The following is a 20,088-nucleotide window of genomic DNA, read 5'->3' as shown; positions in this document are numbered from 1 at the left end:
GCATAAATGCCTGACCTACCAATAATTAGCTGTTTTATAAAAAATAGAGGCTACCTGAAATTTTCAGGTAGCCTCATCTGTTTAAGCCCGAAACCTTTGCAAACCATGGCCCAACCATCCGTAGGGGAGGATTTTATATCCGCCCTTAGCCGCAACCAAAACAAACGGCGGATATGAAATCCGCCGCTACGAGGAAATTCGATGAGCAGTTTGGGTTAGCCTGGGCGTAACCCAAGCTAATCTTGCTCAGGCTACCTGAAAACCTTCGGCAAGTCCCAATCAACGTTTCCGCCAAGCCAAACCTTTTTTCAGGTAGCCTCTTCCGCCGCTAAAACTGTTTCTCCAATTCCAAAAACACCTGCTTGCTCTCCCGCCCTGCCCACACATGGCTGCTGCGGATGCGCTGCCAGGAAAAATTCAGCTTCGGCGTCAGCCCCAAGATGCGCCAGTTGCGGTGCCACACGGCGGCGGAATATTGCGTTTCGCGGTCGCGCCGCCGCTCGGGGATAAAGCCGCGCACCGGGTCGATATTGATGGTGCTGCCGCTAAAACGCCGCTCGCCCAGCGCCACATTCAGCCGAGTGGACAAGCCGCCCAGTGCGTCCCAATCGTGAATCCAGCCCGCGTTGATGCCGTAGCGGCGGTAGGCGGCGTCGTTCGGGCGCGTGCCCGGCCGGCCGTAGCGCTCGGGAAAATCGCCCTTATCAGGCAGCATTTGGTTGAAATTCAAGCCAGCATACAGCGTGTTACGCTGCGTGGCGCGCCAAGCCAGCGACACGCTCTCGCCCAAATACCAGCCGTTGTAAACCTCCGCTTTTTCCTGCATACGGTAGCGCTGGCGGTAGGCATCCAGCGCGGTATGGAGCTGCCAGCGCGGCGTGAGCAGGCGGCTGTATTCCGTGCGCAGGCCGCCCGCATGCGCCCACATATACATTTTCAGCGTGTGGTTGTTTTGCCGTTTGCGGCCTTCCCAATTATCCGTGCCGCTGAGCTGGAACTGGTAAAACGGCAACACCAGCAGCCGCTGCCGCGCATCCTGCCACAGCCAGCCCGCGCCCAAACGCCCGTAAGCGCTGTCATAAGCCGATTTGTTGCTCCAATAATAATTTGTGCCGCTCACATCCAGCTGCACGCGCAGATTGTGATGCCCGCCCAGCGCCTGGTTTTTCGCCAAACCCAAGCTATAAGCCACACCCGCCGCGTTTTCCGGCTGCTCGCGGCTGCAACCGAAGGGGCTGCAATGCCTCGGCGGCGCATTGTTCACATTATCATCAAACGCCGGCGAAAACCCGCCGCCCCACTCCCATTGCTGCTGCTTGCTGATATAGCCCAGATATTGCTGCACATTATCCCGCACCGCCTGCGGCACTTCCGGCTCGCGCCGCACCGCTTCAAACAGCCGCGCCGATTCGCGCCATTGCTTATCTTCCGTGAGCATCGCCGCCAAATCCAGGCGGATGCGCACATCCTGCGGCTGCTCCGCCGCCAGCTCGCGGTAGGTTTGCACCGCCTGCGCGTAGTTTCCCTGATATTTCGCCAGCATGCCCTGCGCGCGCCGCAGCAACACCGTGTCCGGATTGGGCGTTTGCGCATACAGCGCAGTCAGATCCGCCAGCAGTTCCGGCTGCGGGCGGCTGTTCAACACCTGCACCAGCATATTCGCCAAAAGCTGCGGCTGTTGCAGCAAATCCTGCTGCGTAACCACCCTCGGCTGCCGCTGCGCCGCCTCCGCCGCAGGCGGCTTTTCCCCGCCCTGCTCCAGCTGCCGCAGCCATTGCTGCTGCCCGGATTGTAAAAAACGGCTTTGATCTTGTTCAGGTGTGTCAGCACGGCTATGTTGCGCCGCGCATACCGCCGCCAAAGCCGCCATTGCAATGATTTTTCTCTGCATATCTCAACTAATTATTTGAAAACGTATTATTTGGCATTCCCGCAGCCCCTGCCGGGCGGCAAAGCCTTCCCCGCACAAAGTGATTCCCTTATTTGCGGAAATGATATATATTACCATTACTTTTTAACAAAAACAGGTTTAACTTAACCATGAAACGCTTGATTTTATCTTTGTCTGCGGCCGCCGTGTTGGCCGGATGTGCCGGCAACGGCGGCGTTGCCATCCCCGACGGTACCGCCCCTGTTCCACCCTTGACGCCAATAGATCAAAACAAAATCTCGGGAGCTTCCCCTAGCGCAGATATACCAACTACATTCCAAACAGGTAACGGCGAGTTGCGGCGTGTGCGATTTGCTGGTTCATACTCAGATCAATTCATTTATCAAGCACCAGATGGTAAAAGTTATGCATTTGACCGTTTTACCAATCCCCCAGATTTTTCTGCCCCTTCTATCCCTGACAAAACACAGCCAACCAAAATTACTCCCCAAGCAACTGCGAATGGTAGTAAATTATTAGTTTGTTGTGAAAATACCAATTCTAGCCTTCCTGCTGGTTATGTGCTTAGTATGCGTTACGGCGTATGGATTGGTTCTGATGGACAAATAGATATGTTCGCAGGGGGCATACCAGCACCAGTAGAAGATATGCAAAAACGTAGTGGTTCAACTGTTCCTACAGGTAAGGCAACTTATGAAGTATGGGCTTTCCGAGTTAAAGAGGGAAACGTTGTAACTTCTTCTTATAATACTAGCCGAGATAATGGTGTCCGTTCATTGCTCACAGTAAATTTCAATACTGGGAAAGTTGGTGGCACTATCAAGGGTAATACGGATTTTGGTGCAGATATAAATTTTGATGACGTTCGTGTCAATGGTAATACTTTTAGCGGTAATGCTACTTCCAATGGCATCAATGGCCAAGTGGATGGTGGCTTTTATGGTAAAAGTGATTGGTATGATCCTGCTGGTACTGAAATTGGTGGGAAAATTACCTTTGGCAATAGACCTGATCTTAATAGCGTGTTTGGAGGAACTACTAGGGATGACCGACGTGACCAAGACACCACTTCAACTGATCTAAATCCCATTAATCCATAACCTAAAGTAGTCAAATCTAGTCATTTGGTATGAAGCAAACATGAAAACACATATTCATCATAAACCGAGCATTTTGTTCTTGGCATTATGCGGCATTTTCTCCGCCCCCGCTTGGGCAGCAAGCGAAACCGGCAGCGCCGGCGGCGATACCGTGTCCGGCCAGCTGGAAACCATCCAAATCCGCGGCCGGCGGCATGCCCCGCGCCAGCTCGGGCGCGAGCGCGTCCGCCGCGAACAGTTGGATAAGGAAATGGTGCAGGACATCCGCGATATGGTGCGCTACGACCCCGGCATCAGCGTGGCCGAAGGCGGCCGCGCCGGCTCCAACGGCTTCAGCATCCGCGGCGTGGATAAAGACCGCGTGGCGATTGTGGTGGACGGCCTCGACCAAGGCGAAAGCCGCTCCTCTTCTGCTTTCCAAGATTTATTTGGTGCATACGGCAACTTCAACGCCAACCGCAACGCCGCGGAAATGGAGCACATGAGCGAAGTGACCATCAGCAAAGGCGCCGATTCGATTACCGCCGGCAGCGGCGCCTTGGGCGGCGCGGTGATTTACCGCACCAAATCGCCGCGCGATTATGTGGACGAGGAAAAACCCTACTATGTCGGCATGAAAACCGGCTATTTGAGCCGCTCCGAACAATGGCTGGCCAGCATTACCGCCGCTGGTCGTTTGGGTGGGTTCGATGCCCTAGTGGTGGGTACGGTACGTAATGGACATGAAACTAAAAATCATCGTCCAGGTAAGGATTTAAATCTGAGATTTAATGATGATCATAGCTATGGGAACACTTCCTATAGCGGTGTAACTCGTGGTGTACCCGATCCACAAAATACTGAAGATCATGCTGAACTTTTTCGTCTTGGCTACCACTTCAATAGCAATAATTATTTAAGTGGGATTTACGAAGCTACTCGCCAAGACAGAGAAACCGATGAATTATCAAACCTCTTTGACACTTGGGGGACTCCTAAAACCAGTTATCGATATCGCCATGATGTTGCCTACCGTAGGAGAGTAGGTTTAGAGTATGAAAATTTGCTGGAATGGGGGCCGTGGAATAAACTGACTATCAATCTAGACCGCCAAAAAATCAGCATGACTACTATGTCATGGGATATTCCAAATGCTGACTATATTCGCCGATATGGGTTTATTGCCCAAAACTATTTTATTCGCCGTAGTCTGAATTATGAGACAAACCAATTTAAAATTGCCGCAGACAAGCATTTTGATTTAAGTTCAAATACTACTTGGGATATCGCATATGGTATAGGTGGTTCACGTAAGCGCAATACAAACAGTAACACACAATATTGGAGTTTCGTTTTTTATCCAGATCGATTAGCTTCCAATAATGATCATAAAGAATTCCTAGTCAGCACCCAATCCACTAGCTACAACGTGTATTGGAACAATACTCTGCGCTTCAGCGAACGCTTCAAGCTGAATTTGGGCGTGCGCTACGACCGCACCAAAATGCACACGCTCGACACCGACAGCTTCAACCCCGACGTGAGAGGCCAGCTCGAAGCCAAAGGTCTTTGGAACCAGCAGGCACGTTTCAGCTCGCCCAGCTATGTGGCCGCGCTGGATTGGAACATTTCCCCGGCTGTTACCCTGCAAGGCAAATACAGCACCGGCTTCCGTGCCCCCACTACTGATGAAATGTGGTTCTATTTCCCAAATACTCAATTCTATGTTGACCCGAATCCAACCTTGAAAGCTGAACGAGCTAAGAATTTTGAATTGGGCATCGACTTACATGGCAACTGGGGTAATGTTCGTTTATCAGGTTACCGCACACGTTACCGTGATTTTATTGATTTTGTTAACAGGGGCTACAAAGAAGTTCAACTTTGGAATTACCGAACAAAATCATTATCTTCACCTGAGTACGCCAATGTTTATCAAAACGTAAACCGCTCCCGCGCCGACATCAAAGGCTTGGAGCTGAAAGCCCGCTGGAATCTCGACAGCATCGGGCTGCCCGCAGGCAGCTACACCACCCTGGCCGCCAACTATACCAAAGGCGAGGCCGACGGCCACATCCCGATTAATGCCATCCATCCTTTCAACGGTGTTATCGGTATTGGTTACCAGCATCCAGATAATCGTTGGGGGCTTGATATGAACGTCAGCTACTTTGCCCGCAAAAATCCTAGCGATACTGTTGCCTCCTATGAAAATACCAATCGACCTTTTCCATTTGCTAGGCATAGTCGTAATGTCTGGTTAGTAGATTTAACTGGTAATTATCAATTCAGAAAACATCTAACCATTCGTGGTGGTATTTTTAATTTATTTAATAAACATTATTATTCTTGGGAAACTCTGCGCAGTATTCGCGAATTCGGTACTGTTAATCGTGTCAATAATTGTCCGGATTCAAATGGCAATCCCCAACACGACGGCTGTTCCCATGCTGGCATCGAACGCTTCAGCGCCCCCGGCCGCAACTTCAGCCTCATTATCGAAGCCAAGTTCTAGCCCGGGTTTGATTGCAAGCACATTTTCAGGTAGCCTGCCGCCCCACCGCAGGCTACCTGAAAGCATAAACTTCAACAAAGTTAAAACGATGTTTCGGCGAAGCCACGGCTGAGCTTCTGCGAAGCTAACATTTCCGCCAAACCGAAGCCTCTCATTTTTCAGGCAGCCTACCCGCCAGGCCGCCAACAACAGCAGCACAAACGTTCACACAAAAGGAACCCGATCATGTCCCAAACCCCGTTCAACCAATACCTCAAAGAAAACAGCCGCGCCACCCACGACAGCGTGGACGAGCTCGTGATGTCCGTCAAACCCTTCGACACCGCCGAAAACTACACCCGCTTCCTCCAGCTGCAAGCCGTGTTCCACAAAATCGTGGACGACATTTATAAAAACCCGCAGCTCAACGAGAAAATCCCCGGCCTCGCCCAGCTCGCCCGCTACGACGACGTATTGCTCGACCTGCAAGACCTCGGCGCCGCCGAAAAAGCCGTATCCCTGCCCATCCCGCAGCCGCAGGGTGCCGAAGCCATCGGCTGGCTCTACTGCGCCGAAGGCTCCAACGTGGGCGCCGCCTTCCTGTTTAAAGACGCGCAAAACAAGCTCGGCTACACCGCCGAACACGGCGCCCGCCACCTCGGCCCCCACGCCGACGGCCGCGGCAAACACTGGCGCAACTTCGCCGCCCGCCTCAACGAACTCGGCCTCACCCCCGCCGAACAAGAGCAAGCCCTGCAAGGCTCCCTTACCGCCTTCGCCTTCTACAAACAACTGCTGCGCGAAATCTTCGAGCTGCCCACCGCCGCATAAGTTTGCCCGCCCGCCAAGCCCGGCATAATCAAAGGCTACCTGAAAATATCGCTGCGCAAAAACCGCATGGCATTTTCAGGTAGCCTTTATTCGTGCCCGGCCTGCCAATTCTGCAAGGTTTGAACAATGCCCCGCCACACCGTAGGGGCGAATATAAAATCCGCTCCTGCGAAGGATATGGCGAATCAAATTGGCTTTCGATACGAGGCAGCGAGCCGCAGACAGTACAAGAGTACGGCAAGGCGAGCTAACGCCGTAGCGAAAGTTAAGTTGGTTCGCTATAGCAAACCATTGGGCATGCACCACCCAAGCAGCCCACAAAATTTTTCAGGTAGCCTCCGCACGCAACAGAGGCTACCTGAAATTTATGCCATTCCTACAAACTGCTTCTAAGCCTTAGGCCTCCGGCGCTTTGGCCACAGACACGGTGGCGGGGCGCAGCACGCGGTCGTGCAGGGTATAGCCTTTCTGCATCACGCTGACGATGGTGTTGGGCTCCTGCTCGCTTTCCACGGTTTGGAAGGCTTGGTGGCGGTGCGGATCGAGCTTTTCGCCGGGCTGGGGCAGGATTTCTTTGATTTGTGCCTGCTCGAAGGCGCGTTTTAGCTCGGTGAGGGTCATTTCCACGCCCATTTTGAGGGCGTCGAAGTTGCCGCTTTGGTCTTGCAGCGCCATTTCGAGGTAGTCTTTCACTTTGAGCAGCTCTTCGGCAAATTTCTTGGCAGCGAATTTGTGGGCAGACTGGATTTCTTCCTGATGGCGGCGTTGCAGGTTTTGCAGCTCGGCTTGGTGGTATTTGTTGATGTCGGCCAGCTCGGCTTCGAGCTCGGCGATGCGCTGTTTGAGCTGCTCGGGGGTGTCTTCGGGCTGAACTTGGGCATCGGCCTGCTCGGGGGTTTCCACGGCGGCTTCGTGTTGCGGCTGTTCGGTTTCGGGGTGTTGGTGGTGATTGTGGTGGGACATGGTTTTCCTCGGCAATAGATATACGGTTGCCCTGCCAAATGGGGCGCGAATGGCGGTTTTCAAGCCGGCGAGCTTATTTTACGGCATTCGGCGGGGTGTTGTCAGAACGGGCGCGGGCTTTGCCGTGGGGCTGCCCTGGTAAATCTGTTTAATCGCTCTGTTAAATTAAGGTCATGGCGGGGGTGGGCATATTTCCTTATAATCCGCAAATATTTTAAGCCGTATCGGTTTTCAGGTAGCCTCATGTTTAAGCAGTTTATCCGATTCCTTATTTTGCCTGCCCTGCTCGGCACCAGCCTGGCGGCGCAGGCCATTGATGCCGACAGCCTGCTGCCGGCGGAGCAGGCTTTCCGCCCCACCGTGATTGCGGAAGAGCAAAGCATTTCCATGCAGTTCGCCATCGCCGATGGCTATTACCTCTACCAAGAGAAAATCAGCGCCACCACCGAGCCTGAAGGCCTGCTGGGCGCGGCCGAATTTTCCCCGGGCAAGGAAAAGGAAGACGAGTTTTTCGGCAAGCAAACCGTGTTCTACCGCCAAGCCGTGGTGAAGTTGCCCTATCAAACCGCGCCCGCCGCGCCCTACCGCCTCACGCTGAGCTACCAAGGCTGCGCCGATGCGGGCGTGTGCTATCCGCCGGTAACGCAAACGATTGAAATCAAAGGCCCGGGCATCTACGGCGGCAACGCTTCCGCCCCGGCCGGTAGCGGCAGCCGCTTTACCGCGCCGCAGGATGCCGCGCCCGCCGCCAGCCCGATTCCGCAGCCGCGCAAAAGCCCGTTTTCCCTTTCGCGCGACACTTTGGGAGCAAACCTGCTGGCTTTTTTTAGCTTCGGCATTGGCTTGAGTTTCACCGCCTGCATGTATCCGCTACTGCCCATCGTGTCGGGCATCATTGTGGGCGACCGGGCCAATGCCGGAAAACGGCGCGGATTGGCTTTATCGGCCATTTATGTGCAGGGCTTGGCGCTCACTTATGCCGCAGTGGGCGTGCTGGCCGGGCTCACAGGCTCGCTGCTCACCGTGTGGCTGCAACAGCCTTGGGTGGTGCTGGCTGCCGCCGGGCTGATTGTGGTGCTGGCGCTGGGTATGTTTGACGTGTTCGCCATCCAGCTGCCCTCATTCATTCAAAGCTATTTCCAGCAGCAGAGCAGCAAACTTTCCGGCGGCAAAATGGCTTCCGTGTTTGTGATGGGCATGCTGTCGGCGCTGATTGTCGGCCCCTGCGTGGCGCCGCCCTTGGCCGTGGCGCTGGGCTATATCGGCCAAACCGGCGATGCCGCGTTGGGCGGCTTGGCCTTATACAGCATGGCGCTGGGTACCGGCCTGCCGCTGATGCTGGTGGGCACGTTCGGCGGGCACATCCTGCCCAAGGCCGGCGCTTGGATGAACAGCATCAAGCATGCCTTCGGCATCATCCTTTTGGCCGTGGCCGTGTATCTGGCCGCGCCCTTCCTGCCCTATGGCTTCACCGTGGCGCTGTATGCCCTGCTGCTGGTGATTCCCGGCGGCCTCCTGCTGGGCAAACACCTGCGCTCCCGCCAGCTCAAGCCGCTGGCCATGGGCTTGGGCAGCGTGTTGCTGGCCGGCGGCGTGTTCTTTGCCGTGCAGAGTGTGCGCATGCAGCCCACTGCCCTGCATCAGGCGCTCAACCTCCTGCTGCCACAGGAAAAAGCGCACCAAGTATTCACTGCCCCGCAGCAGCTCAACCAAGCCATGCGCCAAGCCCTGGCCGATGGCAAACCCGTGCTGCTCGATTTCTATGCTGACTGGTGCGCCAGCTGCAAAGAAATGGAACACAAAACCTTCAACCAGCCCGAAGTGCAGGCCGCCATCCCCGGCAACCGCATCTTCCAAATCGACCTCACCGCCAACACCCCCGAGCAGCGCGCCCTGCTGAAAGAATACGGCCTGCCTGGCCCGCCCGGCATCTTCGTGATCCACCCCGACGGCCGCCGCAGCAGCCCGCTCATCGGCTACACCGCCCCGCAAGACTTTATCGAGTGGTATCGGCAGCAGGTGTCGTAAACCCGTTTTCCTGCACAAAAGGCTACCTGAAAAAAATCAGCTCGATATTTTTACAGGTAGCCTTTACCCACCCCAGCCGCTAAAATCCAGCCTGTTTATTTACACAGCCATAATTAAAGGAAACCACCATGCAATTCCAGCTCCACCCCGCCGCTCTGCCCGATAACGCCCCCGCCCGCCTCTACCTCAGCACCGGCACCCCCGCCGACCCCACCGCCGCCGCCCTCTACGCCGGCCTGACTGACAGCGAACCCTTTGCCGCCGCCCGCATTCCCGCCAACGGCAGCTTCACCGACATCGCCGTGCTCCGACTCGGCAACACCGAGCGCGACACCCTCNCCAAAGCCTTCCGCCACGCCACCGCCTGGGCGCAGAAACAGCCCTCCCTCGCCCTCGACTTGAGCGCCTTCCCCGCCGCCGAGCTGCCCGCCGCCCTCACCGCGCTCACCACCGCGCTGGGCGAAGCCGCCTACCGTTTCGACCGCTTCAAAAAAACCGCCAAACCCGCCGCCCTGCAACAAGCCGACTTCTACGCCCCCGCCGCCGACGAAGCCGCCCGCACCGCCCTCGAGCAAGCCCAAGCCCTGCTGCACGGCATCAACCTGTGCAAAGACCTCGGCAACACCGCCGGCAACATCTGCACCCCCGCCTACCTCGCCGACACCGCCCGCGCCGAAGCCCAGGCCGCCGGCGCCGCCGCCAAAATCCTCGGCGCCGACTACATCCGCGAGCACATGGGCTCCTTCTGGTCCGTGGCTAAAGGCAGCGCCCAAGAGCCCCGCCTCATCGAGCTTTCCTACTTCGGCGCGCCAGATAAAAACGCCGCCCCCGTCGTCCTCGTCGGCAAAGGCGTCACCTTCGACAGCGGCGGCATCTCCCTCAAGCCCGGCGCCGAAATGGACGAAATGAAGTTCGACATGTGCGGCGGCGCCAGCGTAATCGGCACCTTCATTGCCGCCGCCCGCGCCAAACTCCCGCTCAACCTCATCGCCATCGTGCCCGCCTGCGAAAACATGCCCGACGCCGCCGCCAACAAACCCGGCGACATCGTTACCGCCATGGACGGCACCACCATCGAAATCCTCAACACCGACGCCGAAGGCCGCCTCATCCTGTGCGACGCCCTCACCTACGCCGCTCAATTCAAGCCCGCCGCCCTCATCGACGTGGCCACCCTCACCGGCGCCTGCGTGATCGCCCTGGGGCACGTGGCCAGCGGCCTCGTAGCCAACAACCAAGCCCTCGCCGACAGCCTGCTCGCCGCCGCCCGACAAAGCGGCGACAAAACCTGGCAGCTCCCCCTGTTTGAAGAATACGGCGAACAGCTCCAATCCAACTTCGCCGACCTGCAAAACATCGGCGGCCGCCCCGCCGGCACCCTCACCGCCGCCGCCTTCCTCGCCCACTTCGCCAAAGAGCAAACCTGGGCCCACCTCGACATCGCCGGCACCGCCTGGAAATCCGGCAAAGAAAAAGGCGCCACCGGCCGCCCCGTGCCCCTCCTGTGGCAATACCTCTGCAACCTTGCCCGCGCATAAGGCAGCGCAGCGGCCACAAAGTTTTCAGGTAGCCTCTTGCCAAAAGCAGGCTACCTGAGAACATACCAACCAAACACCACCCCATTCATTCACACCCGCCCTGTTTTATTCCCCGATTTTCAGGTAGCCTACCCCCATTCCGGCTACCTGAAAAACAGCCTCAGCAAAATTAAACTTTTCCAAACAAGGAATCCCCCATGAAAAAACACCTCCTCCCCGCACTCGCCATCCTCGCCCTCCTGCCCGCCACCCTCTCCGCCGCCCCCGCCGTGCACACCGACAGCGCCCGCATCACCGCCCTCGAGCAGCGCATCGCCGACCTGGAAAACCGCATCGCCATCCTCGAGCGCAACCAATCCCAGGGTAGCCGGAGCAACGAGGTCATCATCGAGCACCGCACCGGCCGCGACCCCGTGTATGTGTGCAGCATCTCCCCCTTCCGCAAAACCTACGAAGCCACCAGCCACAACGAAGGTCTCGCCCGCGCCCAAGTGCGCCGCGCCTGCAACGCCGAACAAAACGCCATCTTCTGCGCCGACACCAACATCCGCTGCCAGCGCTACGACTAAACCCACCCCCGCACCCAAGGCTACCTGAAAAACAAAACACCCTTTATCCCAACCCGCTTTTCAGGTAGCCTCCAATTTTTCAGGTAGCCCATCCACCGCCCGCCCAACCGCCATGAAACTCAAAACCTTCCTCAAACAAGCCGCCTCCGTCCTCCGCCGCCTCGACCCAATCCTCCCCCCCGAGCAGCAAGAGCCCGATTGGCAAGCCCTCGCCTACCGCTGGCAGAAACACGGCAACGGCGGCCTGCTCACCGCCCTCCCGCGCCCCCACACCTTCCCCCTCTCCCGCCTCGCCGCCATCAGCCCGCAAACCCAACGCCTCGTGCGCAACACCGAACAATTCCTCGCCGGCCGCCCCGCCAACAACGCCCTCCTCACCGGCGCCCGAGGCACCGGCAAATCCTCCCTTATCAAAGCCCTGCTGCACGAATATGCCGAGCGCGGCCTGCGCCTCATCGAAGTCGACAAACACGACCTCGCCGGCCTGCCCGCCCTGCTCCAGCTGCTCGCCCCCCGCAGCGAAAAATACATCGTCTTCTGCGACGACCTCTCCTTCGAAGATGGCGAAGACAGCTACAAAGCCCTCAAAACCGCCCTCGATGGCGGCCTCTCCCGCCGTGCCGAAAACGTCCTCGTGTATGCCACCTCCAACCGCCGCCACCTCATGCCCGAACACATGGCCGACAACCTCGGCCGCACCGGCACACACGGCGAAGTCCACCCACAAGAAGCCGTAGAAGAAAAAGTTTCCCTCTCCGACCGCTTCGGCCTCTGGCTCAGCTTCTACCCCTTCAGCCAAGAAGACTACCTCGCCGCCGCCGAAAGCTGGCTCGCCGACGCAGGCCTCCCCCTCGACGACACCGCCCGCCGCGCCGCCCTCAACTGGGCGCAAATGCGCGGCAGCCGCTCCGGCCGCACCGCCTACCAATTCGCCAGCGACTGGGCCGGCCGCCTCCCGCACGAAAGAATCGTCGATTAGCACCACCGGCCAAGCAAAGGCTACCTGAAAGCGTGAGCTTCAACGAAGTGGATCGATGTCTTGCGAAGCAAGGCTGAGTTTCAGCAAAGCTAAAGCGCAAGCTTCAACGCGGTGGACCGCCGTCTTGGCAAAACCAGGGCCGAGTTTCTGCACAGCAAAAATTCCAGCTTCGCAGAAACCCGCTTTGCCCGTTTTAACTGCGTTGAAGCTTGCGCTTTCAGGTAGCCCCTCCCCACCGCTACACATTGCCAGGAAACCCGACACATTATTGATATATCAGACGCTTTCCCAACCCATCCCGCCATGACCGCCCGCCCGCTTACCACCCCGCCGCTCGCCCCGCAAACACGGCGCACCCTACTCCGGCTCGGCATTGCCGACACCGCCGCCCTGCGCCGCACCGGCCCCGCCGCAGCCTTCCTGCTGCTCAAAGCCGCCGGGCTCACCATCACCGAATCCACCCTGTGGCAACTCGTCTTGCTGGCCAAAGGGCGTACCGACCATTTAAACGATGCCGAAAAAGCCCAATGGCGCAGCCGCCTGCGCGCCCACCGCCCCGTGGCCGTGTTCCCGCCGCAAGAGGAAATGGCATATTGGATGCGGCAGTCGTTGCACCAGGCCGAACAGGCCGCAGCCGCCGGCGAAGTGCCCGTGGGCGCCGTGGTGGTGCGCCAGGGCGAAATCATCGGCAGCGGCGCCAACGCCTGCATCGGCGGGCACAGCGTGTGCCACCACGCCGAAATCCTCGCCCTCACCGAAGCCGGCCGAAAGCTCGGCAACTACCGCCTCGACGGCTGCGACCTCTACGTTACCCTCGAGCCGTGCGGCATGTGCGCCGGCGCCATCATGCAATCGCGCATCGCCCGGCTGGTTTACGCCGCCGCCGAGCCCAAAAGCGGCGCCGCCGGCAGCGTGCTCGACCTGTTTGCTCACAAAGCGCTCAACCCGCACACCGCCGTGCTGGGCGGCATCCTGGCCGACGAAAGCACGCGGCTGTTGCAGCAGTTTTTCAGCGAACGGCGCTCGGACAGGCAGGCTACCTGAAAAACCAAAACGCAGCCGGGCAAGCATCCTGCCCGGCATTTTTCAGGTAGCCCCTTGCCCGACATAAGCGCAACAGCTTACCCAACAGCACAAGCTGCAACGCAGTAAAACCCTTTCACCACACGCCGCCCCGCGATATAGTGGATTAAATTTAAAACGGGACAAGGCGGCGAGCCGCAGACAGTACAGATAGTATGGCAAGGCGAGCCAACGCTGTAGCGTTTTAAATTTAATTCACTATACAATCCGCGCCCGTCTGTTTCCATCACAAAGGAAAACCATGAAACACCAAACCAACAAAGGCAAAATCCGCGACAACGCGCTCAAGGCGCTGGTGCGCTCCAACCTGTTCCGGCACAAGGTGGAACGCAAGAAAAAAGGCAAAGGTAGCTATCACAGGCAAACGGCCAAAAAATGGCGGGACGGTTTTGAAAACCGTCCCGTTTTATTTGGGCTGGCTGAAGGCTATTTTCCCTAGGCTGTTTTGTTCCATTTTTACGATAGTTTGCCTGATAATTTTCGTTACTGCTTGCCTTAAATCCGATTTTTCCTTATACTGAAAACGTAACTCATTAGCTCGTTCGCAGCTTTATTTAAGTTCCGTTCTGGAACGATAATTCCCATACCCCATTATTTAATTTTTAACCGATTGCAAAACCCACCAGCGTTGTAGGTTTTACTCGGATACTGGTGCTGGCTTTGCTCATAATGATTGGAGCTTGTAATGCACACCATAGTATTGGTTTATTACCGCTGCTTCAGCAAAAAATGCTACCGTGTTCGACCACATGTATCTCAACTAAGCCTGCCTGCCAAATTGCTGAGCAGTTTAAATCCAAATCAGCTGAAGATTTACCTTTGTGGCTATGTAGGCTGCTGTCTCGATGATTTTCTTAGCTATCAAATTGTACCTATGGCTACTTATCCATTAGTTTGGGGGAAAAATTATGATAACTAAATTACGTATTACTATCCGCTTGCTGCCTGAAAAGCCTACTGAATATCGTGTTTGCACTGTAAGCAACCGCAATATACTGGCTAAATTGAGTAAGGCAGAAGTATCGCTTTATGTGGCAGGTTGCCTTCGTTTGATGCCTGAACAAGTAATCAAATGGGAGAAAGCTCCTGAGGAATTTTATCAAGCAGGCAAACTGCTAGAATTAATGTTTGCAGACGGTTTTGTACGCTATGACTCAGGAAATGATCCAATTCTTTTAAAACAATTTAAAAATGATAGTTATGATGGCAGTATTTATGATAGTAGTATTAGCTTTAAATTAGAAGATCTGCAAAAATATGATAGCCGCAGCAAACCAGAAATTAAAGGATTATCTATAGGAGCCCCTAGGACAAGTATCCCTATCGAAGAGCGAGTTTATTTCTGCCCAGTGCTGATTAGCTTGGATACAAAACAAGAATTTCAACCTAAACTAAAAATAGAATATGATATAGATTCATTTGATTTTTCTTAAACAGAATATAGCCTTATTGAAGAGAATAAAATATGCAAAATTTAAAAAAAATTGCCATTGAAGCCCATTCAGCCAGCTTTAAAAATAAATCTGCCCTTGAAAAAGAACAATTGTGTGGTTGTTTCTATTGCCAGCGTATTTATTCATCCAGCGAGTTGAAAGATGAAGATTTTATTCCTGAGGATGACGGTGTTTGTACTGCTTGGTGCCCGTATTGCGGTATTGATAGTGTAATCGGGGAATCACAGGGATACGAGATTACACCCGAGTTACTCGCTGAAATGAGAAGGATATGGTTTGATTCGTAATTGGGCTGAACAGCCGCCTTAATAATCTCCATTCCGTGTTCAAACGGCTACCTGAAAATCAAGCCGGCTGTTTTTCAGGTAGCCTCTTGCTTGCACTACGCATTGCCGCCGGACAATGCCGCATAACCGATGGCAAGCACCAGCAACACCAGCATCAGCCAAGTCAGGGGCGAGGCATTCAGCCCGCCATAGCGCAGCCCGATTGCCTTGCAGGCCCGATAACGCAGGAAATACGGCAGAAAGGCGTAGGCAAGCATCGCTCCCGCTGCCAGCCAAAATAGGATTTGCCCTGCCGGCGACGGCACAGCATCCAGCACGTCCGTCATCCAAACAAATAGGGCAAGCAGCGCGGGTATGCCGAGGACGTATGCCCATATCCGCCTTGCCTGCCGCCAATCAACCGGCAGCTTGATGATTTGGTAGTTCGTGCCGGAAAGCAGGGTGGAATCCGCCGACAAAATCCGCGCGCTATACAGCGGAATCAGCAGTATCCACAACGCCACAATCCAAGCGGTGGTGATGTAGCTGCCGTCCGGTTCATAATCGCATTCGCCAACAAATGTGGTGCCGAAGCCGTTGAGTGTGAACATGTTTTTTCTTTCTTTGTCTTGTTGTGAAACCATCTGAAAAAGGCTACCTGAAAACCGATTTTGCGTTTTCAGGTAGCCTCCATCATCTATTGCCGCTTCTCCTGCTGCCACGCCCGATACGAGCGGACGGCGAAAATCAGGCACACAATCCACGTCGCGCCCAGCAGCCCCCACACGCCTGTTACGCCGAATTCGTTAAACAGCCAGTCAATGGCACGGCCTTTGCGGCGGGCATTTTCGGTATCGACCACATCCACCGTGCCGCCGCGCGTGATATACCAGCCCAGCGCGGGTAATACGATGAGTGCAAACAGGTTTTGCAGCAGTTTCTTTAAATGGGCGTTCATGTTCTTTTCTTATTCGATGCCTTTTTTTACCAGATAGCTTTCGTAGTCGCCCATGTAGTATTCAAAGCCGCCTTTGCCGTCGAGTTCGATAATCTGCGTGGCGAGCGAGGAGACGAATTGGCGGTCGTGCGATACGAAAATCAGCGTGCCTGTGTATTTTTCCAAGGCCATGTTCAGCGATTCGATGCTTTCCATGTCCATGTGGTTGGTGGGTTCGTCCATAATCAGCACGTTGGGGCGCAGCAGCAGCAGTTTGCCGTAGAGCATACGGCCTTTTTCGCCGCCGGAGAGCACTTTGACTTTTTTGACGACATCGTTGCTGCCGAACAGCAGGCGGCCGAGTGTGCCGCGAATCACTTGTTCGTCGTCGCCTTCCTGCCCCCACTGGCGCATCCATTCGGTCAAATCCATGTCGCAGTCGAAGTCGTTTTCGTGGTCTTGCGGGTAATAGCCGATGGTGGCTTTTTCCGCCCATTTGATGCTGCCTGAATCGGGTTTGAGGCTACCTGAAAGTTTTTCGTCAAACGCGCCGGCCAAGAGTTTCAGCAGGGTGGATTTGCCCGCGCCGTTGGGGCCGATAATCGCCAGCCGCTGCCCCGCTTCCAAAATATAGGACAGTTTTTCAAACAGGGTTTTGTCGAAGGCTTTGGCCAGATTCTCCACTTCCACGGCCTGGCGGTGCAGCTTGTTTTTCTCGTCGGTTTCAAAGCGGATATACGGGTTTTGGCGGGTGGAGGGCTTCACTTCCACCATTTCGGCCTTGATTTTGTCGGCCTGTTTCAGGCGCGATGTGGCTTGGCGGGCTTTGGATTTGTTGGCAGAGAAACGCGCCACAAACTCTTGCAGTTCCTGCAATTTTTCTTTGGCTTTGGCATTGTCTTTCAGCGCGCGCTCGCGGGATTGGGCGGAGGCGAGCATATAGTCGTCATAATTGCCGGGATACACGGTGATGGTGTTGTAGTCCAAATCCGCCATGTGGGTGCAGACTTCGTTCAAAAAGTGGCGGTCGTGGCTGATGATAATCATGGTGCTGTCGTATTGGTTGAGCACGCCTTCCAGCCAGCGGATGGTGTTGATGTCCAAGTTATTGGTGGGCTCGTCCAAGAGCAGCACGTCGGGTTTGGAAAACAGGGCTTGTGCCAGCAGCACGCGCAGCTTGAAGCCGGGGGCGACTTCGGCCATCACGGCGTTGTGCAGGCTCTCGTCTATGCCCACGCCGCTCAACAGTTCGGCGGCGCGCGCTTCGGCGGTGTAGCCGTCGTATTCGGCGAACTTGGCTTCCAGCTCGGCGGCGTGCATGTAGTCTTCTTCGCTGGCTTCTGGGTTGGCGTAAATCGCGTCGCGCTCGGTCATCGCCGCCCACATTTCGGTGTGCCCCATCATCACCACGTCCAGCACGCGCATATCTTCATAAGCAAACTGGTCTTGGCGCAGCCTGCCCAGCCGCACGCCGTTTTCAATCGCCACTTCGCCGCTGGTCTGCTCTAAATCGCCGCCCAGAATTTTCATAAACGTGGATTTGCCCGATCCGTTCGCGCCGATAAGGCCGTAGCGGTTGCCTTCGCCGAATTTGACGGATACGTTTTCAAACAGCGGTTTTGCGCCGAACTGCATGGTGATGCCAGAAGTGGAAATCATGGGTGTGTGCCTCTGCGGAAAATGGAATAGAAAAAGCGGGCGATTTTAACACAATCAATATTTTCTGTACTAAAAACAGCCATCCGGTGCATCTTGCGGCTGAAGACATTTTTTCTTCATGCCAGGCAGTAAGCCGCAAACAGTATGGGCAATACGGCAAGGCGAGATAACGCAGCAGGAAGAAAGAATTGCTTTGGCCAAGCTTGCAAAATTTTCAGGTAGCCTTTACCCTAGCGCACCTACCGATTTTTCATTTTTTAGCAAACAACATGAAACCCTTCCGCACACTCATTCTCGCCGCCGCGCTCGGCTGCGCCGCCTTCGCCGCCCAAGCCGAAACCCGCGTGCTGCTCGAAACCAGCCAAGGCAACATCGAGCTCGCCCTGAACGAAGAGCAAGCCCCCAAAACCGTGGAAAACTTTCTGGCCTATGCCCGCAGCGGCTTTTATAACGGCACCATTTTCCACCGCGTGATTCCCGGTTTCATGATCCAAGGCGGCGGCCTCACCGCCCAAATGGCCGAAAAAGCCCCCATTCGCCCCGCGCTCGTAAACGAAGCCGCCAACGGGCTGAAAAATAACCGCTACACCATTGCCATGGCGCGCACCGCCCAGCCCCATTCCGCCACCAGCCAATTTTTCATCAACGTGAAAAACAACGAATTCCTCAACCACACCGCCCCCACCGCCCGCGGCTATGGCTATGCCGTGTTTGGCAAAGTGGTGGCCGGGCAAAACGTGGTGGACCAAATCGCCGCCACCCCCACCGGCAGCAACGGTATGTATCAAGATGTGCCGCGCACGCCCGTCGTCATCCGCCAAGTGCGCATCCTTTCCCAGTAGTTTTCCCAACCACATCAGGAGTATCGCAGCATGAAACAAGTCCTCGCCCTCGCCATCCTCGCCGCCGCCTTCGGCAGCGCCCAGGCCGACACCTACAAAATCGACAGCCACCACGCCAACGCCCGCTTCGCCATTGACCACTTCAACACCAGCACCAACACCGGCGGCTTCTACAACCTCAACGGCACCGTAGAATACAACCCCCAAGCCAAACGCGGCAGCGTGAGTATCGACATCCCCGTGGCCAACCTGCGCAGCGGCAACGAAGACTTCGACAAACACCTCGCCTCTGCCGACCTCTTCAATGCCACCCAATATCCCAACATGCGCTTCGAATCCACCCGCTTCAACTTCCGCGGCAGCAAGCTCGCTAGCGTAGACGGCCGCCTCACCCTGCTCGGCCAAACCCACCCCGTGCGCCTCAACGCCGACCGCTTCAACTGCTACCACAGCCAGCGCGCCAACGCCCAAGTATGCGGCGGCGACTTCAGCGCCACCATCGACCGCAGCAAATGGGGCATGAACTTCCTGCAAGGCATCGTCAGCAACCAAGTGAAGCTGAACATCCAAATCGAAGCCTTCAAACAATAATCCGGCACAACAAAGGCTACCTGAAAATTTCAGGTAGCCTCTTCCCATTTCCCCCACCCATACAGGACCAACCAACATGATCAAACTCCACACCAACTTCGGCACCATCGGCATCGAGCTCGACCACGAAAAAGCCCCCCTAACCGCCGCCAACTTCGAACAATACGTGAAAGACGGCTTCTACGACGGCCTCATTTTCCACCGCGTGATCAAAGGTTTCATGATTCAAGGCGGCGGCATGGACGAAAACATGCATGAAAAACCCGGCCGCGCGCCCATCAAAAACGAAGCCCAAAACGGCCTGAAAAACAACAAATACACCCTTGCCATGGCGCGCACCCAAGCCCCGCATAGCGCCTCCTCCCAATTCTTTATCAACACCAAAGACAACTCCTTCCTCAACCACACCGAGCCCAGCCTGCACGGCTGGGGCTACGCCGTATTCGGCAAAGTCGTGGAAGGCCAAGATGTGGTGGACGCCATCGAAGGCGTCACCACCAAACGCCACGGCTACCACGACGACGTGCCCGTAGAGCCCGTGGTCATCACCAAAGCCGAAATCGTTTAAGCCAAGCATCCGGGTCGGCCGCACACCAGCCGACCCGGAGCAAGCAGGCAACCTTCCAAACAGAAAGCACAGCATGATTTTCATCTTCGGCAGCAAAGGCTATTTCGACGACCTTGGCGAAAGCGGCGAGAGCTGCATCTGCGGCAATTGCAACAACCGCGTCAACCTTCACATCACCAACGCCTACACCAAATTCACCCTCTTCTTCATCCCCCTGTTCCGCATGGAATCCAAATACTACCTCGCCTGCCCCATCTGCTCCCACGGCTGGAAGCTCAAACGCCAGGAAGCCAAACGACTGCTGCAAGCCCGCTAA

General features: G+C 55.8%; 20 protein-coding genes. 15 read left to right on the top strand and 5 right to left on the bottom strand.

Annotated elements, in window-relative coordinates:
- Nucleotides 1-328: 328 nt before the first annotated feature.
- Complete coding sequence (locus A7P95_RS03680) at nt 329-1,891, bottom strand: porin family protein (protein WP_067591338.1); 1,563 nt, start codon at nt 1,889-1,891, stop codon at nt 329-331.
- 149 nt (nt 1,892-2,040) lie between these two features.
- Between A7P95_RS03680 and A7P95_RS11050 the strand changes: the two genes are divergently transcribed.
- From A7P95_RS11050 to A7P95_RS03665, 3 genes are all read left to right on the top strand, one after another.
- Nucleotides 2,041-2,991 carry a transferrin-binding protein-like solute binding protein gene (locus A7P95_RS11050; protein WP_082890713.1) on the top strand — a complete coding sequence of 317 codons (951 nt, stop codon included), beginning with the start codon at nt 2,041-2,043 and terminating at the stop codon, nt 2,989-2,991.
- Between the two features lie 40 nt (nt 2,992-3,031).
- Nucleotides 3,032-5,485, top strand: a complete 2,454-nt coding sequence (locus A7P95_RS03670) for a TonB-dependent hemoglobin/transferrin/lactoferrin family receptor (protein WP_067591332.1) — start codon at nt 3,032-3,034, stop codon at nt 5,483-5,485.
- Nucleotides 5,486-5,710: 225 nt separating this feature from the next.
- Nucleotides 5,711-6,295: a biliverdin-producing heme oxygenase gene (locus tag A7P95_RS03665; protein WP_067591329.1), complete on the top strand. Its 585-nt coding sequence runs from the start codon at nt 5,711-5,713 to the stop codon at nt 6,293-6,295.
- A 396-nt stretch (nt 6,296-6,691) separates the two neighbouring features.
- On the opposite strand, the gene grpE is transcribed toward A7P95_RS03665, so the two are convergent.
- Nucleotides 6,692-7,258 carry a nucleotide exchange factor GrpE gene (gene grpE, locus A7P95_RS03660; RefSeq protein WP_067591327.1) on the bottom strand — a complete coding sequence of 189 codons (567 nt, stop codon included), beginning with the start codon at nt 7,256-7,258 and terminating at the stop codon, nt 6,692-6,694.
- Nucleotides 7,259-7,501: 243 nt separating this feature from the next.
- On the opposite strand from grpE, the gene dsbD reads away from it, so the two are divergent.
- The 8 genes from dsbD (at nt 7,502) to A7P95_RS11040 (ending at nt 15,196) form a co-directional block, all read left to right on the top strand.
- Nucleotides 7,502-9,286, top strand: coding sequence for a protein-disulfide reductase DsbD (dsbD, locus tag A7P95_RS03655; protein ID WP_067591324.1), 1,785 nt, complete (start codon nt 7,502-7,504; stop codon nt 9,284-9,286).
- Between the two features lie 128 nt (nt 9,287-9,414).
- The gene (locus tag A7P95_RS03650) at nt 9,415-10,824 is read left to right on the top strand and encodes a leucyl aminopeptidase (RefSeq protein WP_067591321.1); all 1,410 of its coding nucleotides are present in this window, start codon (nt 9,415-9,417) and stop codon (nt 10,822-10,824) included.
- Between the two features lie 197 nt (nt 10,825-11,021).
- On the top strand, nt 11,022-11,393 hold the full coding sequence (locus tag A7P95_RS03645) for a hypothetical protein (protein WP_067591318.1): 372 nt from the start codon (nt 11,022-11,024) through the stop codon (nt 11,391-11,393).
- Nucleotides 11,394-11,505: 112 nt separating this feature from the next.
- Nucleotides 11,506-12,372, top strand: a complete 867-nt coding sequence (locus A7P95_RS03640) for an ATP-binding protein (protein ID WP_067591315.1) — start codon at nt 11,506-11,508, stop codon at nt 12,370-12,372.
- A gap of 303 nt (nt 12,373-12,675) precedes the next feature.
- A complete protein-coding gene (gene tadA / locus A7P95_RS03635) occupies nt 12,676-13,416 on the top strand; it encodes a tRNA adenosine(34) deaminase TadA (RefSeq protein ID WP_067591312.1) in 741 nt (246 codons plus the stop codon).
- Nucleotides 13,417-13,696: 280 nt separating this feature from the next.
- Nucleotides 13,697-13,894 carry an alternative ribosome-rescue factor A gene (gene arfA / locus A7P95_RS03630; protein ID WP_067591309.1) on the top strand — a complete coding sequence of 66 codons (198 nt, stop codon included), beginning with the start codon at nt 13,697-13,699 and terminating at the stop codon, nt 13,892-13,894.
- Between the two features lie 469 nt (nt 13,895-14,363).
- On the top strand, nt 14,364-14,888 hold the full coding sequence (locus A7P95_RS11495) for a hypothetical protein (RefSeq protein ID WP_156503481.1): 525 nt from the start codon (nt 14,364-14,366) through the stop codon (nt 14,886-14,888).
- Nucleotides 14,889-14,920: 32 nt separating this feature from the next.
- Nucleotides 14,921-15,196, top strand: coding sequence for a hypothetical protein (locus A7P95_RS11040; RefSeq protein WP_082890711.1), 276 nt, complete (start codon nt 14,921-14,923; stop codon nt 15,194-15,196).
- Nucleotides 15,197-15,291: 95 nt separating this feature from the next.
- Here A7P95_RS11040 and A7P95_RS03625 read toward each other — a convergent pair whose 3' ends face one another.
- The 3 genes from A7P95_RS03625 to A7P95_RS03615 all read right to left on the bottom strand — a co-directional run bounded on the left by A7P95_RS03625 (nt 15,292) and on the right by A7P95_RS03615 (nt 17,771).
- Entirely contained in the window at nt 15,292-15,786 is a 495-nt protein-coding gene (locus A7P95_RS03625) for a hypothetical protein (RefSeq protein ID WP_067591594.1), read from the bottom strand.
- Nucleotides 15,787-15,872: 86 nt separating this feature from the next.
- Nucleotides 15,873-16,133: a hypothetical protein gene (locus tag A7P95_RS03620; RefSeq protein ID WP_067591306.1), complete on the bottom strand. Its 261-nt coding sequence runs from the start codon at nt 16,131-16,133 to the stop codon at nt 15,873-15,875.
- Between the two features lie 9 nt (nt 16,134-16,142).
- A complete protein-coding gene (locus A7P95_RS03615; protein WP_067591303.1) occupies nt 16,143-17,771 on the bottom strand; it encodes an ABC-F family ATPase in 1,629 nt (542 codons plus the stop codon).
- Nucleotides 17,772-18,040: 269 nt separating this feature from the next.
- Between A7P95_RS03615 and A7P95_RS03610 the strand changes: the two genes are divergently transcribed.
- From A7P95_RS03610 to A7P95_RS03595, 4 genes are all read left to right on the top strand, one after another.
- Nucleotides 18,041-18,613 (top strand): peptidylprolyl isomerase, encoded by a 573-nt coding sequence (locus A7P95_RS03610; RefSeq protein WP_067591300.1) that lies wholly within the window; start codon nt 18,041-18,043, stop codon nt 18,611-18,613.
- A 30-nt stretch (nt 18,614-18,643) separates the two neighbouring features.
- Nucleotides 18,644-19,204: a YceI family protein gene (locus A7P95_RS03605; RefSeq protein WP_067591297.1), complete on the top strand. Its 561-nt coding sequence runs from the start codon at nt 18,644-18,646 to the stop codon at nt 19,202-19,204.
- Nucleotides 19,205-19,280: 76 nt separating this feature from the next.
- Nucleotides 19,281-19,772, top strand: a complete 492-nt coding sequence (locus A7P95_RS03600) for a peptidylprolyl isomerase (protein ID WP_067591294.1) — start codon at nt 19,281-19,283, stop codon at nt 19,770-19,772.
- A 73-nt stretch (nt 19,773-19,845) separates the two neighbouring features.
- Nucleotides 19,846-20,088: a zinc-ribbon domain-containing protein gene (locus A7P95_RS03595; protein WP_082890710.1), complete on the top strand. Its 243-nt coding sequence runs from the start codon at nt 19,846-19,848 to the stop codon at nt 20,086-20,088.

Source organism: Eikenella longinqua (assembly GCF_001648355.1).
Lineage (GTDB): Bacteria > Pseudomonadota > Gammaproteobacteria > Burkholderiales > Neisseriaceae > Eikenella > Eikenella longinqua.
Note: the sequence above shows the minus strand (reverse complement) of the source record. Positions and strands in the feature narration are given on the sequence as shown.

Coding starts and splice junctions, on each gene's coding strand:
- arfA (WP_067591309.1), top strand. CDS start 13,697: ATGAAACACCAAACCAACAAAGGCAAAATCCGCGACAACGCGCTCAAG.
- A7P95_RS11050 (WP_082890713.1), top strand. CDS start 2,041: ATGAAACGCTTGATTTTATCTTTGTCTGCGGCCGCCGTGTTGGCCGGA.
- A7P95_RS03595 (WP_082890710.1), top strand. CDS start 19,846: ATGATTTTCATCTTCGGCAGCAAAGGCTATTTCGACGACCTTGGCGAA.
- A7P95_RS03665 (WP_067591329.1), top strand. CDS start 5,711: ATGTCCCAAACCCCGTTCAACCAATACCTCAAAGAAAACAGCCGCGCC.
- tadA (WP_067591312.1), top strand. CDS start 12,676: ATGACCGCCCGCCCGCTTACCACCCCGCCGCTCGCCCCGCAAACACGG.
- grpE (WP_067591327.1), bottom strand. CDS start 7,258: ATGTCCCACCACAATCACCACCAACACCCCGAAACCGAACAGCCGCAA.
- A7P95_RS11040 (WP_082890711.1), top strand. CDS start 14,921: ATGCAAAATTTAAAAAAAATTGCCATTGAAGCCCATTCAGCCAGCTTT.
- A7P95_RS03680 (WP_067591338.1), bottom strand. CDS start 1,891: ATGCAGAGAAAAATCATTGCAATGGCGGCTTTGGCGGCGGTATGCGCG.
- A7P95_RS03625 (WP_067591594.1), bottom strand. CDS start 15,786: ATGTTCACACTCAACGGCTTCGGCACCACATTTGTTGGCGAATGCGAT.
- A7P95_RS11495 (WP_156503481.1), top strand. CDS start 14,364: ATGATAACTAAATTACGTATTACTATCCGCTTGCTGCCTGAAAAGCCT.
- A7P95_RS03640 (WP_067591315.1), top strand. CDS start 11,506: ATGAAACTCAAAACCTTCCTCAAACAAGCCGCCTCCGTCCTCCGCCGC.
- A7P95_RS03615 (WP_067591303.1), bottom strand. CDS start 17,771: ATGATTTCCACTTCTGGCATCACCATGCAGTTCGGCGCAAAACCGCTG.
- A7P95_RS03605 (WP_067591297.1), top strand. CDS start 18,644: ATGAAACAAGTCCTCGCCCTCGCCATCCTCGCCGCCGCCTTCGGCAGC.
- dsbD (WP_067591324.1), top strand. CDS start 7,502: ATGTTTAAGCAGTTTATCCGATTCCTTATTTTGCCTGCCCTGCTCGGC.
- A7P95_RS03600 (WP_067591294.1), top strand. CDS start 19,281: ATGATCAAACTCCACACCAACTTCGGCACCATCGGCATCGAGCTCGAC.
- A7P95_RS03610 (WP_067591300.1), top strand. CDS start 18,041: ATGAAACCCTTCCGCACACTCATTCTCGCCGCCGCGCTCGGCTGCGCC.
- A7P95_RS03670 (WP_067591332.1), top strand. CDS start 3,032: ATGAAAACACATATTCATCATAAACCGAGCATTTTGTTCTTGGCATTA.
- A7P95_RS03620 (WP_067591306.1), bottom strand. CDS start 16,133: ATGAACGCCCATTTAAAGAAACTGCTGCAAAACCTGTTTGCACTCATC.
- A7P95_RS03645 (WP_067591318.1), top strand. CDS start 11,022: ATGAAAAAACACCTCCTCCCCGCACTCGCCATCCTCGCCCTCCTGCCC.